Source organism: Kitasatospora sp. NPDC101183, assembly GCF_044767945.1.
Lineage (GTDB): Bacteria > Actinomycetota > Actinomycetes > Streptomycetales > Streptomycetaceae > Kitasatospora.
Genome location: NZ_JBIWOW010000001.1, coordinates 158,746 through 175,552 on the forward strand (window position 1 = coordinate 158,746; position 16,807 = coordinate 175,552).

The window sequence follows — 16,807 nt, forward strand, 5'->3', positions numbered from 1 at the left end:
CGAACGGCGGGCGGGCGCTCCGGCGCACGGGTCTCCGTTCCGTCACAGGTCTGTCATGGACCCCACCCCCTCGCCCACCCCGCTCCACCCGGCCGCTACGCTCTGGCCCGCGCCGTGCCACGGGGGCGGGCGCACCGAGCACGGGGGAACCACCATGCGCTACCTGGTCCGCGACCGCATGTTCGCCTTCCACGAGGAGGCCTGGATCGAGACCGAGCAGCGGGAGAAGCTCTACCGCGTCAGCCGGAGGTTCCTGCGGCTGCGCCGCACCTTCGCCCTGGTCGACACCGAGGGCGAGCACGTCGCGACCATCGTCCGCAAGGCCTTCACCTTCCACCACACCCTGCTGATCAAGCAGGAGGGGCAGCCGACGGCGAAGGTCAGCAAGAAGCTGTTCAAGCTCTTCGGGGACCGCTTCAAGGCCCGCCTCGGCGACGGCCGCAAGCTGCGGATCAACGGCAACCTGTGGGACCGCGAGTTCGACATCCGCCACGAGGACACGACGCTGGCGCACGTGTCCCGCCGCTGGTTCACGATCCGCGACGCCTACGCCGTCGACGTGATGAGCGAGCGGGACGCGCTGATCCTCGTCATCCTCGCGGTGTGCGTGGACCACGTGATCGAGGACGCCAAGGGCGACGAACTCACCAATCTGTAACAGGAGTTCACGCCCCCGCCCGGATGACCGGGTCCTCGGCGAGGTCGGCCAGCAGGGCGTCCAGCTTGGCCCGGTCCACCGAGGGCATCACGAACACGTGCACGTAGGTGCGCCGGGTCGACCCGTCCCCCGGGACCATCAGCACGTCCTGGGAGGACAGCGACCACTTGGCCACCAGCTCCGGGCTCGGCTTGCGGAACCGCACGGTGACGGCGCCCGGGGTGCGGGCCGGCCAGAGCTCGACGCCGAGTTCCCGCTCCAGCTCCGTCAGCCGCCGCTCCAGGTGGGCGGCGAGCTCCTGGGCCTCGCGGATCCGCCCGACCTGGTCGCGGTAGGAGTAGCGGGACAGGTGGTCCCAGAGGACCAGCGGGGAGAAGCCGTTGCGGGAGCCGGCGAAGGTGGTGTCCGGCGCGCCGATGTAGTCGGGCTGGGAGGGCGGCGAGATCTGGTACTTGACCTTGGTCATGTAGATGCCGCACGGCCAGGGCGCGCCGGCCCACTTGTGGCCGCTCATCGCGATCGAGGAGACCATGTCGACCTCGCCGTGCGCGGCGGTGGGCAGCCGCAGGCCGAAGTCGAACTCGGGCACCGCCGCCTCCGGCGCCCAGCCGTACGCCTGCGGGTCCTCGGCGGCCAGCCGCAGGAAGGGCGCGTACCCGGCGCCGAGCGCCCCGTCCACGTGGATCCAGAAACCGCGGCGCAGGTCGACCAGCGGGCTCCCGGTGTTCGGGCAGCTGCCGTAGACCACCTCGCGCTCGACCAGGCCGTGCCGCTCGAAGATCGGCAGCAGGCGCTCGCAGACCGCGCGGACGTCGTCGAGCGCGCCCTTGAAGGTGCTGCCGAGGTTGAGGTTGACGAACACCGGGTGGCCCTTGGCGGCGAAGAACTCGACGAGCGCGGCGAGGGCGTCGACGTCGATCTCGCCGGGGCCGTCCCAGGGCAGGCCGGACGGGCCGGGGCGGGAGGGCACCTCGGTGGGCCAGGTGCGCAGGCCCGTCACCGGGTCGGTCAGCGGGCACTCGTCCGGGTACAGCTCCGTACCGACGGCGTGGAAGGTCTCCACGCCGAGGACGGCGACGGCCTTGGCGAAGGAGTAGTGGGTGTCCTCGGAGTAGAAGGCCACCGGGTGGTGGGCGTGGGGGTTGTGGCGGTCCGGGTCGGCCTTGACGTAGCGCACGGCGTCGAAGGGCGCGGACGGCGGCTGGATCAGCGCCTTGCCGCTCAGGTAGTCGCGGGCGTTCCACAGGGCGTACATGTTGCCCTCGGTGGAGCCCATGGACAGCATGTAGCCCCAGTACGACTCCGGGTCCGCCGGGTCGTGCGGGCGCTCGGCGCGCCAGAGGCGGGCGTAGTAGTCGAGCACGGCCCGCTCGACGACCTTGGTGTTGGGCTTGTAGCCACCGCTCTGGAAGGGGTCGCCGAGGTTGTTGATGTTGTTGGGCAGGAAGCGGGCGAGGTCCAGCGCGGTGCCCTGCATGTCCTGGGTGGCCTGGTAGCCGACCAGGTGCCGGCGCTTGCGGGTCAGGTACTCGTCCACGGCGTCGAGCGCGCGCATCCGCCCGCCCTCGTCGAGGCCGCCCTCGGGGAGGGCGAAGTCGCCGCCGTCCAGCTCCGGGCCCGGGTCGACGGCGGTCGCGGCGGCGGGGAAGGCGGTCATGCTCATGGACGGGACGCTCCGGGAGGCGGGGGTGGGGGGCCGCCCGCAAGAATGGAACTTTCCGTCCTCCTCCGGAACCCTCTTCGAACAGGATTCGGTCCGATCTCGATCACATTTGCGAATCTTCGGAACCGGCTGGGATCCTGGCGGGTGTGCCGAACAATCCACAGGCCCGCCGGGCGCCCCTCGACGCGGTCGACCGGGCCATCGTCCGCGCCCTGGCCGACAACGCCCGCCTGCCCAACAACGCCCTCGCGGCCGCCGTCGGCATCGCCCCGTCCACCTGCCTGGCCCGGGTCCGCGGCCTCCACGAGCGCGGGATCATCCGCGGATTCCGCGCCGAGCTGGACCCGGCGGCGATCGGCCTCCCGCTCCAGGCGATGATCTCCGTCCGCCTCCGGGCCCACACCCGCGAGCAGAACGAGAGCTTCCGCGGCACCGCCCCCGACCTGCCCGGCGTCCTCGCCGTCTTCCACATGGCCGGCTCGGACGACTACCTGCTCCACGTCGGCGTGGCCGGCCCCGAGGCGCTGCGCGACTTCGTCGTCGACCACCTCACCACCCACCCGGCGGTGGCCCAGACGCGCACCAACCTGATCTTCGAGCAGATACCGGGCCGCCACTACCTCGCCCCGGGGAACTGACGGGCCCCGCACGGGCTTTCAGGCCCGGGCCAGGCGGGCGGTGAGGTCGTCCAGGCCGAGGGAGCCCTGGGAGAGGGCGGCCGTGTGCCAGGTGCGGAGGTCGAAGGCGGGGCCGAGGCGGTGGCGGGCGGCCTCGCGGCCCCGGAGCCAGGCGCGTTCGCCGAGCTTGTAGCCGATGGCCTGGCCCGGCCAGCCGAGGTAGCGGTCGATCTCGCCGGCGCGGCGGGCGGGGCCGCTGCCGTGGTGGGCGGCCATGAAGGCGGTGGCGAGGTCCGGGGTCCAGCGCTCGCCGGGGTGGAAGCCGGAGTCGGCCGGGATCGCGAGTTCCAGGTGCATGCCGAGGTCGACGATCACGCGGATGACGCGCAGCATCTGCTTGTCCAGGTACCCGAGGCGCCGGGCCGGGTCGGTCAGGAAGCCCAGCTCGTCCATGAGGCGCTCCGCGTACAGCGCCCAGCCCTCCTTGTCGGCGCTCACCGCGCCGAGGGTGATCTGGTAGCTGCTGAGCCGGTCGGAGCAGGCCGTCCAGCGGGCCGTCTGGAGGTGGTGGCCGGGGACGGCCTCGTGGTACCAGGTGCTGACGAGCTGCCAGGTCGGGAAGGTCGTCCGGCCGAGGGTGGGCAGGTAGGTGCGGCCGGGGCGGCTGAAGTCGAGGCTGGGGCCGTTGTAGTACGGCGCGCCCGAGCTGCCCGGGGGCGCGATCCTCGTCTCGACCTGGCGCAGCGGGCCGGAGAGGTCGAAGTGGGTGCCGTGGAGGACGTCGATCGCCTCCTCCGTGATGCCCTGCAGCCAGGCGCGGACGTTCTCCTCGCCCTCGACGGCGTGGCCGTCCCGGTTGAGGTGGTCCATGGTGGCCCGGGCTCCGGCGCCGGGGAGGACGTGCTCGGAGGCGGCCCGCATCTCGGCGGCCGTCCGGTGGAACTCCTCCCAGGCCCAGGCGTAGGCCTCCGCCGGGTCGACCTCGGCGCCGGTGGCCCAGCGGGCGGAGCGCAGGTAGCGCTCGCGGCCGACGGCGTCCGGGGTGCCGTCGGCGGCGGGCAGGTAGGTGGTGAGGAGCCAGGCGCGGAAGGCCGCGACGGCGGCGGTGGCGCGCTCGGCGGCGGCGTCCAGTTCGGGGCGCAGCCGGGCGGGGCCGACGGCCGTGAAGCCGGCGAACCAGCCGGGGCCGCCGTCGTCCTCGCCCGTCCAGGCGGCGAGTTGGGCGGCGACGGCCCGTACCTGGCGCGGCGCGGACGGGAGCCCTTGGGCGAGGCCCCGCGTCAGGGTCGCCCGGTAGCCGTCGAGGGCGCCGGGCACGTGGCGCAGGCGTCCGGCGATCGTGGCCCACTGCTCCTCGGTGTCGGTGGGCATCATGGTGAAGACGCCGCGCACCGTGTGCAGGGGCGAGTTGACGGTGCGCAGCGAGCGCAGGTGGTCCCCGGCGTCGTGGACGGCGAGTTCGGCGGTCAGCCGCTCCCGCAGGAGGCGGGCGCAGTCCTGCTCGGTGGCGCCCTCCGGCTCCCCGGCGGCGTCGAGTGCGGCCAGCGTCGTGCGGGCGAGGTCGGCGTGCGCCGCGAAGCCGTCCGGGGAGAGGTCCGGCTGCCGGTCGTCCTCGGGGTGCAGGCCCAGCCGGGTGGCGGTGGCCGGGTCGAGGGCCGCGGCCCGGGCCACGTGCCGGTCGGCGATCGTACGGATCGTACGGGTCGGGCGGGTCGGGCGGGTCGGGTCGGCTGGCGTCGGCGTCTGCGGCATGTCCGCCATCCTGGCCCGTCCGGCGGCCCGCTGTCAGGGCTTCGCCCGGGCCCGGCTACCCGGTGACGAAGTCGGCCATCATCGCCATGTCCTCGTGCTCCAGGTTGTGGCAGTGCAGCATGAACGTCCCCGCGTGGTCGGTGAAGCGGACGGCGAGTTCGACCGCCTCGGCCGGGCGGAGGTCGACGGTGTCCTTCCACCCCGCGTCGTACGGGCCGGGGGTGCGGCCGTTGCGGGAGAGCACCTGGAAGGGGTTGAGGTGGATGTGGAGGGGGTGGTGGAAGTCGGTGACGAAGCGCCAGACCTCGGTGGTGCCGAGGCGGGGGCGGGCGAGGGCGCGGCCGGGGGTGTAGGGGGTGCCGTTGATCGTCCAGCCGTCGTCGGGGGTCTGCTGGAGGAGGAAGGTGCGGGTGGCGACGGCGGCGGTGCGGTCGAGCCGTTCGACGGGGGCGAGGCGGTCGGGGACGGCGGTGTCGTCGGTGGCGGGGCCGGAGCCGACGTCGAAGCGCATCACCTCGGCGGTGCCGCCGCTGCCGAGGCGGTTGACGAGGCGGACCCGGGTGCCGGGAGCGTAGCGGGAGAAGTCGACGACCACGTCGAAGCGTTCGGCCGGGGCGATCTCCAACGCGTCGTGCTTCATGGGCCGTTCGAGCAGGCCGCCGTCCGAGCCGATCTGGACGAGGGCGCCGCCGCCGGGGGGCTGCGGGTCGAGTTCGAGGCGGTAGCGGCGGGCGTTGGAGGCGTTGAGCAGGCGCAGCCGGTGGCGCAGGGGCCGGACCTCCAGGACGGGCCAGGGGGCGCCGTTGACCAGGACGACGTCGCCGAGGACGCCGTTCATGTACGGGTCGGTGACGCCGGGGGTGCGCAGGGCGGGGTCGACGGCCGGGTAGCGGAACGAGCCGTCCTCGTCGAAGGAGCGGTCGGCGATCATCAGCGGGATGTCGCGGTCCCCGCGCGGAAGGGGCAGGGCGTCCTCCTCCTCGTCGTGGACGAGGTGGAAGCCGGCCAGGCCGCGCCAGACGCCGGGGCCGGTGAAGCCCATGCGGTGGTCGTGGTACCAGAGCGTCGCGGCGCGCTGGCCACCTGGGTAGGTGTGGGTGCGCTCCCCGAGGTCGGTGCGTCCCGCTGTGTGGGCCATGCCCGGCATGGACGGCATCGCGTGGTCGGCCGCCGTGACGCCGACGGGCAGCAGCTGGTCCGTCGGGTAGCCGTCGCTGTCGGCCGGGGTGTGGCCGCCGTGCAGGTGGACGACGGAGGGGACGGGCAGCTCGTTGCGGTGCCTGACGACGGCCGTGCGCCCCGGGCGGGAGACGATCGTCGGGCCGGGGAAGCTGCCGCCGTACGTCCACGCCTCGGTGCGCAGCCCGGGCAGGATCTCCAGGCGGGCGACCTTCTGGGTGATCTCGTAGAAGTCCGAGCCGCCGTCGCTGCGCACCGGGGCGAGGACGGGCGGCAGCGGCAGCGGGACCTGGTACGGGCGGGGCCTGGGCGCCCGGCTCGCCAGGACGCGGCCGGGCTGCCCCTCCCCCAGCAGGCGCGCGCCGAGCGGCACGCCGACCGCGGCGAGGGCGCCCACGCCCAGGGCGGAGGCGCCGGCCCGCAGGAAGGTGCGCCGGTTCGGTCGCGGGCGGTTCGTCTCCGGGCCGTTCACGAGGCGGCTCCGGCGGGCTCGACGTTCCGCGCGCGGTCCGCGCGCGGGGGCAGCGGGGTCTGCCAGACGGCCGTGGACAGGAAGGCGACGCTGATCGAGATCGCCACGCCGAGCGTCACGTGCACCCCCAGGACCCGCGAGAAACCCAGGGCGATCTGGGCGCCTATCGCCACCGCGACCAGCAGCGGGCGCACGACCAGCCAGAGCGGGCCGTACCCGAGCAGCCGCAGCGCGGCGCCGAACAGGAACTGGCCGAGGGCGAGGGCGGCGAGCACCATCGCGTTGGTGCTGTGGACCATCAGCATCTCGTAGCGGCCGGTCAGGAAGCTGCCCGCGAAGGTCGCCTGGGCGAGGGTGAGCACGGCCAGGAGCGTGGAGGTCGCGCGGAGGGCGAGCAGCGCCCCGCGCGGGACGGGCCGCTGCGGGGCCCCGGGTGGTGTCATCGGCCTCGTCGACCTCTTCGACCTCATCGACCTCATCGTTCGCGTCCTTCCGGCGTGCGTGGTGCCTTCGATGCGCCGATGATCATCGACCCCCCTCACAGCCGGCTCACGGATCGCTCACACGTACGCTGGAGCCGGAAGGCGCAGCTCGGAACCGGGGGAACGTGGTGCACGTCGGGATACTCGGCCCGCTCGAAGTGACCGTCGAGGGGCGGGCCGTCGGCATTGGCGGCGCCCGGCTGCGCACCCTGCTGATCCGGCTCGCGCTGGACGCCGGGCGGGTCGTCGGCACGGACGCCCTGGCGGACGCGCTGTGGCCCGAGGGCGGCCCGGCCGCGCCGGGGCACGCGCTGCACTCCCTGGTCTCCCGGCTACGCACCGCACTCGGCGGGCACCCGGCGCTGCGCTCCGCCGCCGGCGGGTACCTGCTCGACCTTCCGCCCGGGGCGGTGGACGCGCTGCGGTTCACCCGACTCGCGGGCGAGGGGCGGCAGTTGCTGCGGCAGGGCCGCCCGGAGCAGGCGGCGCGGCGGCTGCGCGAGGCGCTCGGGCTGTGGCGGGGCGAGGCGCTGGCCGAGGTCGCGGGGGCGGCCTTCGCCTCGGCCGCCGCCACGGGCTTCGCCGAGCTGCGGATCTCGGCCACCGAGGACGCGCTGGAGGCCGAGCTCGCGTCCGCCGCCGACCGGCCGTACCTGATCGCGGAGTTGAGCGGGCTGGTCGCGGAGCACCCGTTCCGGGAGCGGCTGCGGGTGCTGCTGGTGCGGGCGCTGGGCGCGGACGGCCGGCAGGCGGAGGCCCTGGCCGCGTACGAGGAGTACCGCGCGCTGCTGGCCGAGGAGTTGGGCGCCGACCCGGGCCCGGAGCTGCGCGCGGCGCACCTCGCGGCGCTGCGCGCCGACGGGCCGGCCGTGGCGGCGCCCGGGAACCTGCCCGCACCGATCAGCAGTTTCGTGGGCCGCGCCGAGGAGTTGGGCCTGATCGCCGCCCGGCTACGGGAGGGGCGGCTGGTCACCCTGGTCGGGCCCGGCGGGGTCGGAAAGACCCGGCTGGCCGTCGAGGCGGCCTCCGAACTCCCGGGCGGGGCCTGGCTGGTGGAGCTGGCCGCCGTCACCGAGCCGCGCGAGCTGGCGCGGTTCACGGCCGAGACGCTCGGGCTCCGCGCGGGCGGCCCGCTGGACGGCCGTCCGCCCGCCCGTGATCCGCTCGGCCTCCTGGTCGAGGCGCTCGGCGGCGCCGAGGCCGTCCTCGTCCTCGACAACTGCGAGCACCTGCTGGACGCCGCCGCCCACTTCGCCGCCCAACTCCTGGGCCGCTGCCCGGGGTTGCGCATCCTCGCGACCAGCCGCGAGCCGCTCGGCCTGCCCGGCGAGGCGCTCTGCCGGGTGCCCCCGCTCGGGCTGCCCGGGCCCGGCGCCCCGGCCGCCGAGGCCGTCGGCTTCCCGGCGGTGCGGCTGTTCGCCGACCGCGCGGCCGCCGTCCGGCCCGGGTTCACGCTCTCCCCGGTCGAGGCGGACGCCGTCGTGGAGACCGTCGTGGAGATCTGCCGCCGCCTGGACGGGCTGCCGCTGGCCATCGAGCTGACCGCCGCCCGGCTGCGCTCCGTCCCCGTCGCGGAGATCGCCGCCCGCCTCGACGACCGCTTCCGCCTCGTCGTCGGCGGCAGCCGCATCGCCCTGCCCCGGCAGCGCACGCTGCGCGGCGTCGTCGCCTGGAGCTGGGAGCTGCTCGACGGGGCCGAGCGCGAACTCACCGAACTGCTGGCCGTGTTCCACGGCGGCATCGACCTGCGCGACGCCGAGGGCGTCCACGCCCGGACGGGCTCCGCCCCCGAGCCGCTGCTCGACCGGCTGTCCGCCCTCGTCGACAAGTCGCTCCTGCACCTGGTCGAGGGGCCGCGCGCCCGCTACCGGATGCTGGAGACCATCCGGGAGTACGGCCTGGAGCGGCTCGCCGAGTCCGGCCGCCTCGACGCCGCCCGCCGCCACCACGCCGCGCACTTCCTCGACCTGGCCGAACGCTCCGCACCCCGCGTCCTCGGGCCCGAGCAGCCGGGCCGCCTCGCCCGCCTCGTCGCCGAGCGCGGCAACCTGCGCGCCGCCCTGCACCACGCCCTCGACACCGGCGACGCGGAGGCCGCCGCCCGGCTCGGCGCGGCGCTCGCCCCGGTCTGGACGGTCCTCGGCGACCACGCGGAGGCCGCCGCCCGGCTCGACCGCGCGCTCGCCGTCCCCGGCGGGCGGCCCACCCCCGCCCGTACCACGGCGACCGCCTTCCGCCTCCTCAACCGGATCCTCTCCGGCGACCTCGCCCGGCCCGACGCGATCGCCGCCGAGGCCCTGGAACTCGCCCGCGCCACCGACCCGGCGGTGACGGGCCCGGCCGCCGCCCTGATCGAGGCCTCGCTCTCCCTCGCCCACGACCCCGCCCGGGGCCTCGCCGCGATCGACCGCGACCTGCCCCACTGCGACCCCTGGGGCCGGGGCCTGCTGCTCCTGCTGCGCGCCTTCCTGCAGAGCAACCACAGCGACCTGCCCGGCACCCGCGCCTCCCTGCGCGCCGCCGCCGAGGCCTTCCGCGCCTCCGGCGAGCGCTGGGGCCTCGCCCTCACCCTGACGGCCTCGGCCCACGCCCACTCCACGGTCGGCGAGTTCGACCGCGCCATCGTCGAACTCGAGGAGGCGGTACGGCTGTTGCGCGAGATCGACCCCGCCGACGACGCCGTCGCGCAGCGCTCGGCCCTCGCCGTGGCCCGCGCCAGGACGGGCGACACCGCCCGCGCCCGCGCCGAACTGCTCGCCCTGCTGCGCCCCGGGCCGGGCCTCGCCCCGCCCCGCCGGCCGCTCGCGGCCAGGATCGCCCTCGGCGACCTCGCCCGGCAGGAGGGCGACCACCCGGAGGCCGCGCGCCACTACGCGGAGGCGGCCGAGGACCTGGCCCGCCTCCCCGCCGGCCGGCCCCTGCTGGACGTGCTGCTGCGCACCTCCCTCGGCCATCTCGCCCTGGCCGGCGGCGACACCGCCTCGGCGGCCCGGCACCTGCGCGAGGCCCTGCGCCTGGCCGCCGGCGTCCCCGACATGGCGGCGGTGGCCACCGTCGCGATCGGCGCCGCCCGTCTACTCGTCGCCCGGGGCGAGGCCCCGGCCGCCGCCGAACTCCTGGGCACCGCCCACACCCTGCGCGGCGCGGCCGACCGGCACGACCCCGACGCGGCCCGTCTCGCCGAGGCCCTGGAGCCCGCCCTCGGCCCGGCGCCGTACGCGCAGGCGTACGGAAGGGGCCGCAGCCACCCGCCCGCCGAGGCCCTCGCCGCCGTCCGCGCCGCGCTGTCGGAACCCGGCTGAGGCGGCCGCCCCCGGCGGGTCTCCGCCGTCAGGGCGAGCGCCAGGGCCCCGGCGCAGAGGCCGAGCATCAGGGATCCGAGCGTGGTGCGACATGCGTGCACGAGCTGATCTCCTCTGACTTGCAGGGAAGTTGAGGGTGACGAGCCGCCGTCCACGAGGGCCGTCGGCCCGCCCCGGTCGGATGCCCGTGCCCGCTGATTCCATGCCGTGACGGCGCGAACCCGCACAGCACGGGCCCGATGCGCGCCGCCCGCGCACAAGCCGCGGCCCTGTTCGACCCTCCGTCATTCGGCCCCGCTCCTGCGGACGTGCAGGACGGCGGCCTCCAGGGGCAGCGGGGTGTGGCCGATCAGGCGCAGCCCGGCGGCGTCGAGGAGGCGGGCGTAGTGGCTCGCGCGGCGCTCGCGGCCGCCGGTGTTGCAGAGCATGTGGAGGTCCCAGGCGGTGGCGAGGGAGGGCGCGCCGTCCTCGGGCAGGAGGCGCTCGACGACGAGCAGGTCGGCGTGGGCGGGCATGGCGAGGGCGAGGTGGCGCAGGATCTCGACGCAGCGCTCGTCCTCCCAGTCGTGCAGCACCCGGGAGAGGAGGTAGAGGTCCGCGCCCTCGGGGACGTCGGCGAAGTCGCCCGCGACGTACGCGCAGCGGGCGCCGAGGCCGCGCGCGTCGAGCCTGCGGCGGGCGGCGGCGACGGCGTGGGGGCGTTCGAGCAGGACGCCGTGCAGGGCGGGGTTGGCGGCCAGGACGCGCTCGAGGAGTTCACCGTTGCCTCCGGCGACGTCGACGACCGTACGGGCCGCGCGGACGGCCGGGTGGGCGGGCAGGGGCTCGAACATGCGGGAGCCGGCGGCCATGGAGCGGTCGAAGAGGTCGGCGAGTTCGGGGTCGCGGGCGAAGTGGTCGAAGTGGTGCTCGCCGTAGAGGTGGTCGAAGGCGGGCTCCCCGGTGCGCACGCTGTGCTCCAGGGCGGCGAAGGAGTGGTAGAACGGGCCGCCGTACATCAACGCCAGGGGCCGCATGGTGGCCGGGGTGTCGGCGCGCAGCAGGTCGCCGGCCTCGGTGAGCCGGTAACCGTCGGGGTGTTCGGTGACCACGCCCAGCATCGCGAGGTAGCCGAGGAGGGTGGCGAGGGCGGCCGGGTGGGCGCCGAGGGCCGGGGCGAGGGCGTCGAGGGGGGTGGAGGCGCGGGTGTCGAGGGCGTCGGGCAGGCCGATGCGGGCGCCGGTGGCGAGGGCCTGGGTGGTCCAGGCGCCCGTGAGGCTGCGCAGAAGCGTTTCCGCCGGGTGGGCGGCGGCGGTCTCGCCCAGGTGGTCGGCGAGGACCTCGGCGTGCTCGCCGTCGGCGTGCAGCTCGAAGCGCCCGTAGCCGGCCTTGGAGTCGCCGGGGGCGGTGAAGTACAGGACGGTGGCGTCCTCGTGCGGGTTGTGGCCGCCGCCGTCGGGGGCCGCGCCGTGGCGGGCCAGCAGGGCGCACAGGCCGCGCAGCAGGAGCGGGTCGGGGCGGCGGACGTCGAAGGCGAGGTGGGCCTCGTGCTGGTGCTCGCGCTCGTGGGCGGCGAGGCCGGCCAGTTCGGAGCCGGGCGGGACGGTGAGGGCGAACACCTCCACCGTCCTCGCGCCGTCCGAGTCCTCCGTGGTGGACGCACGGGGGCCGGGCACGGCCGGGTGCAGGATGCCGACGTCGAGTGCGGCCCCGTCGAGGCGGTGGCGGCGGGCCAGGCGGTCGCGGACGACCACGCTCGGCCGTAAGGCGGCGTCGGGGTCGAGGTCGCAGGCGGCCAGCTGGGCGCGCAGGGTCTCGCCGTCCGGCGGGAAGACCAGCAGCGCGGCGTGCGCGAAGCGGCAGTGCTCGACCAGGGCGCGCAGCTCCGGGCCGTCGAGGCCGGGGAGCAGACGGGCGAGCAGGGTGGCGGTGTCGTGCTCCCGGACGAAGTCGGCGGTCGCGCGCAGGCGCGCCGCGTCGTCGAGGGTGGTGGTCATGGTGAGGGTGTCCTTCGGGGAAACGGAGTGGTGCTCAGAGGCCCAGGTAGTTCTCGGCGAACCAGTCCTGGTGGGGGCGCGAGGTGCGCAGCGCCTCGATCCGGGAGGCGCGCAGGGCGGCGTGGTACGAGGCCTCTTCGCCCGATGCGCCCGATGCGCCCGACTCGCTCGGCGCGTGCAGGAGTTGGACCATCCAGTGGGAGAACTCCTGGGCGCGCCAGATGTTCCGGAGGCAGCGCTGCGAGTACCGCTCCAGCGGCCCGGGGTCGCCGTGGACGAGGTCCTCGACGAGGGCCTCGGCGAGGAGTTCGGCCTCCAGCACGGCGAGGTTGGCGCCCTTGGCGGCGGTGGGGCTGAGCAGGCCGGCGGCGTCACCGGCCAGCAGGAGCGAGCCGTGGCGCAGCGGTTCGACGACGTCGGACTCCAGCGCGATGATGCCGCGCTGGACGATCGGCCCGCGCAGCAGGGGGCCGAGCTTCGGCGCGTACAGGCGCTCGTCGAGCTCGTCCCATATCCGCTCCTCGCTCCAGGCGTCGGCGGCCAGGCCGCGTTCGCACTGGAGGTAGTAGCGGGTGACCTCGGGGGTGCGGGCCATGTGCCCGGCGAAGCCGCGCTCGTGCAGGGCGTAGCCGACGGCGTCCAGGCTCGGCGGCGCCTCGGCGAGCAGGCCGAGCCACGTGACGCCGTGGTCGCGCCGGTGGCGGCGGGCGGTCGGGGGCAGGGAGTCGCGGGCGGCGCCGTGGCGACCGTCGCACCCGGCGACGTAGCGGGCGCGCCAGCGGCCGGGGCGGTCCTCGGCGTCGCGGACGGTGACGGTGGGCCGGGGGCCGTCCGTCTCCTCGACGCCCAGGGCGGTGGTCTCGAAGCGGACCTCTCCCCCGCCGTCGAGGAAGTGGCCGAGCAGGTCGGTGACCAGGTCCTGCTGGGGGTAGACGGTGTGCTGCTCGCGGCGGCCCAGGCGGCTGTAGTCGAGGCGGAAGGCGCCGTCGGCGGTGCGGAACTCGCAGGTGCCGTGCGGGAGTCCGCGGCGGCGCAGGCCGTCGGCCAGGCCGTGGCGCTCCAGGACGCGCACCGTGCCGGGGGCGAGGAAGCCGGCCCTCGCCCGGGTCTGGACGTGGTCGCGGGTGGCGCGTTCGAGGACGACGCACTCGACCCCGGCGGCCTGGAGGAGGTTGCCGAGGGTCAGGCCGGCGACTCCGGCGCCGAGGATGACGACGGCGGCGGAGTCGCGCTCTTTTCGAAAATCCTGATGATTCGTCACAAAGGTTGGAGCGTAGCCATCCCAGGTGTACGGAGCACCATCAATCACCCAAGACGGTGAAAAGTCGGACAACCGCATCTGGCCCCTGACCAGTGCGGACCACCCCCACCCCCGTTCCCGGGGGGCGGGCCGCGCCGGCCAGGGGCCTGGGCGATCAGACCCCCTCGGGCAGCGGTTCGCCCGTCTCCAGCAGGGTCTTGAGGCTCGCCAGCACACCCGGCCAGCCGTGGCCCACCATCTCGGCCAGGGTCGATCCGGCCTCGAAGCCGTCGTGCACGACCGTGAGCTTGACGACCTTCCCCGCCGACTCCTCGATCGTGAAGGTGACCTTCGAACGGGGCTCGGCGGCGAGGCGGGCGAGCAGGTCCCCGTCCCAGCCGAAGCGCTCGGCGAGCTCCGGGGTCATGGTGTGCCAGGTGTACGAGAGGCGGCTGTACGGCTCGGCCTCCAGCACGACCTGCTCCGGGTCGGCGATCGTCACGCCGTGGTTGTCCCAGACCATCGGCGATCCGGCGGCCCAGTCGGTGGCCAACTCCGTGGTCCAGTAGCGGCGGGTGAACTCCGGCTCGGTCAGGGCCTGCCAGAGCTTCTGCGGGGTGGTGCGGATGTAGGTGGTGTAGACGAAGGTCGGAGCGTCCATCTCACTCTCCTCCAGGGCGAGTTTCAGGTCCGCCAGGGCTTGGACCCTGGCCCGGTCGTAGCGGCTGATCCACCGGTGGGCGATCTCGTGCACGGGCGCGGCGTTGAGGTAGTGCAGCTTCTCCCGCCCCCGCCGGACGGTCGTGACGAGCCCGGCCTCCTCCAGCACGGCGAGGTGCTTGCTCACGGACTGCCTGGCCATGTCCAGCCCGCCGCACAGCTCCCGCAGCGTCTGCCCGTTGCGGGCGTTGAGGCTGTCGAGCAGCGCTCGCCGGCTCGGGTCCGCCAGCGCCTTGAACACGTGGTCCACGTCCGCGCCCACCCTTGATCGCCGCCTCTCGATAGGCAGCCTTTCAGCTGCCCTTTCACTGTAGGCAGCCGTTCGGCTGCCTGTCAATCGGAGCGGCCTCATGACGCGGGGGCCCGCCCGGATACCGGACGGGCCCCCGGAGGGACGGGCGGGGCGGCTACGGGCGCCAGATCACCGCCCTGTTCGCGGAGCCGGCCCGCACGCCGACGACCACGCTCGCGTTGTTGACGAAGAGGGCGTAGGAGTAGCTGTCCGCCGGGGCGACGTTCAGCTCGGTCTGGCTCCCGTCGGCCTCCCACCGCAAGGCGTAGCGCTCCTGCGCGTTGGGCACCTTGGTGCCGGTGTGCCCGACGGAGACCCCCGCGTCGTTGACGGCGGCGGCCACGGTGTAGTCGAAGTCGGCGCCGAGCGTCGTCGCGGTGCCGTCCGGGCTCCAGCTCGTCGCCGTGTAGTCGGCGCCGTCCGCCCCGGTCCGGCGGCCGACGACGGTGCCCGAGGCGTTGATCGCCTGCGCGGTGGAGTACCGGCCGAAGTCCGTGACCGTGCCGTTGGTGTTCCAGGTCAGCGAGCGCCACTGGTCGTTCGCGGCGCCGGTCGGCGTGGCGCGGGCGAGGACGGTGCCGGCGTCGTTGATCCGGACGATCCACACGCTGCGGTAGGCCGAGGCCGGGTCCAGCGCCACGGGGATGCCGTCCGGGCCCCACTTCACGGGGTGGAAGGTGCCGTCGACCGCGAAGGACAGGCCGGCCACCGTGCCCGAGCTGTTGATCGAGAGGGCGTAGGTGTTGGTGTCGCCGCTCAGCGCGGCGAGCGGGACGGCCTTGCCGTCCGGGCCCCACTTCGCCGCGTGGTAGGCCCCGTTGTAGGACTCCCCGACCACCGTGCCGGTCGAGCTGATCGCGCGGGGGTAGCCGCTGTTGGGCGTGTCCCCGGGCAGCGACTGCAGCGTCGTGACCGTGCCGTCGGCCGCCCAGCGCACCGGGTGGTTCCCCGAGAAGCCGATGGAACTGCCCTCGTTGCTGATGCCCAGCGCGTAGCCGCTCGTGTCCCCCGCCACCAGCGGGAGCGCCGCGGCGCTGAGGTCCGCGTTCCAACGGACCGGGAACATCCGGTAGTTCGCGTCGGTGCCGTACCCGACGACCACCCCGCTGTCGTTGAGCCCGGCGGGGTAGGAGGACACCGCCCCGGGCGGCAGGGGCAGGTCGACGGCCACGGTGGCCGACGGATCGGTGTCGGCCGCGGCGCTGCCGGCCGTACCGAGGGTGAGGGTGCAGACGGTGGCCAGGGCGATGGTGGTGGCGCCCGCGGACCGCAGGGCTCGTGTGCCGATGCTCATGACGTGCGTTCCTCGTCTCGTGGACTTCTCCGGAAGGGCACTGGGGTGAGGCTGTGTCACGTTGCGCAGCAGAAGTTCCCGCGTGCCACTGTCGGGCGGCGCACGGGAACTTCACCCAGTCTTCACGAAGTTGCGCGCGGGCGCAGCGGAATGCGGATCCCGGTGCGCGTGACTCCTCGGCGAACTCCTTTTGACGGGGCCGGACTTGGCAGGATCAGCCCCTCAGCCCGCCAGCGCCTCAGCCCCTCAGCCCCTCAGCGCCTCAGCGCCCGGCGCAACCAGCGGGTGCGGGCCTCGTGGGCGTCGCGGCTGAGGGCCGCGTCCGGGGCGAGGGTGTCGAAGCCGTGGCAGGCTCCGGGCCAGACGTGCAACTCGGCCTCGCCGCCCGCCTGCCAGATGGCGTCGGCGTAGGCCACGCCCTCGTCGCGGAAGGTCTCGGCGGAGCCCACCTCGACGTAGGCCGGGGGCAGCCCCGACAGGTCGGTGGCCCGGGCCGGGGCGGCGTACGGAGGGACGTCGGCGGCGCCGTGGCGGTCGCCGAGGACGGCCCGCCAGGCGGTGGCGTTGGAGGTGCGGTCCCAGGTGTCGTGGCCGTCCATCTGGCGGGCGGAGAAGGTGTCGCCCCGGTCGTCCAGCATCGGGCTCAGCAGCAACTGGCCTATCGGTAGAGGCTCTTGGCGGTCCCGGAGCAGCAGCGCGAGGGCCGCCGCGAGCCCGCCCCCGGCGCTCTTGCCGCCGAGGACGACCCGCCGTGCGTCCACCCCGAGCGCGTCCGCGTTCTCGACGGCCCACAGGTACCCCGTGTGGCAGTCCTCCAGCGCCCCGGGGTAGCGGGTGCCCGGCGCCAGCCGGTACTCGGCGGACACCACGGCCAGCCCCAACTCCGTTGCCCACCCGGCCAGGACGCGCGGCAGGACGGACCGCGCGTTGCCCGCCACCATGCCGCCGCCGTGCAGGTAGTACAGCAGCGGCAGCGGCCCCGTCGCCCCGGCGGGCCGCGCGCTGATCAGCGTCACCTCGCCGTCCCCGTCCGCCCGGGGAACCCGCAGCTCCTCCACCTCGAACCGCCCGCCGCCGCGCAGCCGTTCGAGCGTCGGCCGGGGCCGGACGGCCGCGTCCCGCTCCTGCCACGCCGCCAGATTCTCCGGCGTGAGCACCGT

Annotated in this window: 12 protein-coding genes; 3 read left to right on the plus strand and 9 right to left on the minus strand. The window is 75.1% G+C overall.

The window, feature by feature from the left end; translation table 11 throughout:
- Window positions 1-55 precede the first annotated feature (55 nt).
- Entirely contained in the window at window positions 56-658 is a 603-nt protein-coding gene (locus ACIRRS_RS00660; RefSeq protein WP_402962721.1) for an LURP-one-related/scramblase family protein, read from the plus strand.
- A 7-nt stretch (window positions 659-665) separates the two neighbouring features.
- Here ACIRRS_RS00660 and ACIRRS_RS00665 read toward each other — a convergent pair whose 3' ends face one another.
- Window positions 666-2,321, minus strand: coding sequence for a histidine decarboxylase (locus ACIRRS_RS00665; RefSeq protein WP_402962734.1), 1,656 nt, complete (start codon window positions 2,319-2,321; stop codon window positions 666-668).
- A gap of 146 nt (window positions 2,322-2,467) precedes the next feature.
- On the opposite strand from ACIRRS_RS00665, the gene ACIRRS_RS00670 reads away from it, so the two are divergent.
- Window positions 2,468-2,959 (plus strand): Lrp/AsnC family transcriptional regulator, encoded by a 492-nt coding sequence (locus tag ACIRRS_RS00670; protein WP_402962737.1) that lies wholly within the window; start codon window positions 2,468-2,470, stop codon window positions 2,957-2,959.
- Between the two features lie 18 nt (window positions 2,960-2,977).
- Here the strand turns inward: ACIRRS_RS00670 and ACIRRS_RS00675 are convergent, their stop codons facing one another.
- The 3 genes from ACIRRS_RS00675 to ACIRRS_RS00685 are packed head-to-tail and all read right to left on the minus strand — an operon-like array spanning window position 2,978 to window position 6,784.
- Window positions 2,978-4,690, minus strand: a complete 1,713-nt coding sequence (locus ACIRRS_RS00675; protein ID WP_402962740.1) for a DUF885 domain-containing protein — start codon at window positions 4,688-4,690, stop codon at window positions 2,978-2,980.
- Window positions 4,691-4,745: 55 nt separating this feature from the next.
- The gene (locus ACIRRS_RS00680) at window positions 4,746-6,341 is read right to left on the minus strand and encodes a multicopper oxidase family protein (RefSeq protein WP_402962743.1); all 1,596 of its coding nucleotides are present in this window, start codon (window positions 6,339-6,341) and stop codon (window positions 4,746-4,748) included.
- Complete coding sequence (locus ACIRRS_RS00685; protein ID WP_402962746.1) at window positions 6,338-6,784, minus strand: hypothetical protein; 447 nt, start codon at window positions 6,782-6,784, stop codon at window positions 6,338-6,340. Before ACIRRS_RS00685 ends, ACIRRS_RS00680 begins: the two co-directional genes overlap by 4 nt.
- Window positions 6,785-6,951: 167 nt before the next feature.
- Here ACIRRS_RS00685 and ACIRRS_RS00690 point away from each other — a divergent pair, with 167 nt between their 5' ends.
- Complete coding sequence (locus tag ACIRRS_RS00690) at window positions 6,952-10,125, plus strand: BTAD domain-containing putative transcriptional regulator (protein ID WP_402962748.1); 3,174 nt, start codon at window positions 6,952-6,954, stop codon at window positions 10,123-10,125.
- A gap of 284 nt (window positions 10,126-10,409) precedes the next feature.
- Here the strand turns inward: ACIRRS_RS00690 and ACIRRS_RS00695 are convergent, their stop codons facing one another.
- The 5 genes from ACIRRS_RS00695 to ACIRRS_RS00715 all read right to left on the minus strand — a co-directional run bounded on the left by ACIRRS_RS00695 (window position 10,410) and on the right by ACIRRS_RS00715 (window position 16,804).
- The gene (locus ACIRRS_RS00695) at window positions 10,410-12,101 is read right to left on the minus strand and encodes a methyltransferase (RefSeq protein WP_402962751.1); all 1,692 of its coding nucleotides are present in this window, start codon (window positions 12,099-12,101) and stop codon (window positions 10,410-10,412) included.
- Between the two features lie 34 nt (window positions 12,102-12,135).
- Entirely contained in the window at window positions 12,136-13,362 is a 1,227-nt protein-coding gene (locus tag ACIRRS_RS00700; RefSeq protein WP_402962754.1) for a 4-hydroxybenzoate 3-monooxygenase, read from the minus strand.
- A gap of 154 nt (window positions 13,363-13,516) precedes the next feature.
- Window positions 13,517-14,311: an ArsR/SmtB family transcription factor gene (locus tag ACIRRS_RS00705; RefSeq protein WP_402962756.1), complete on the minus strand. Its 795-nt coding sequence runs from the start codon at window positions 14,309-14,311 to the stop codon at window positions 13,517-13,519.
- Between the two features lie 157 nt (window positions 14,312-14,468).
- The gene (locus ACIRRS_RS00710) at window positions 14,469-15,647 is read right to left on the minus strand and encodes a hypothetical protein (protein ID WP_402962759.1); all 1,179 of its coding nucleotides are present in this window, start codon (window positions 15,645-15,647) and stop codon (window positions 14,469-14,471) included.
- A 254-nt stretch (window positions 15,648-15,901) separates the two neighbouring features.
- Window positions 15,902-16,804 carry an alpha/beta hydrolase gene (locus ACIRRS_RS00715; RefSeq protein ID WP_402962762.1) on the minus strand — a complete coding sequence of 301 codons (903 nt, stop codon included), beginning with the start codon at window positions 16,802-16,804 and terminating at the stop codon, window positions 15,902-15,904.
- Between the last annotated feature and the right edge of the window lie 3 nt (window positions 16,805-16,807).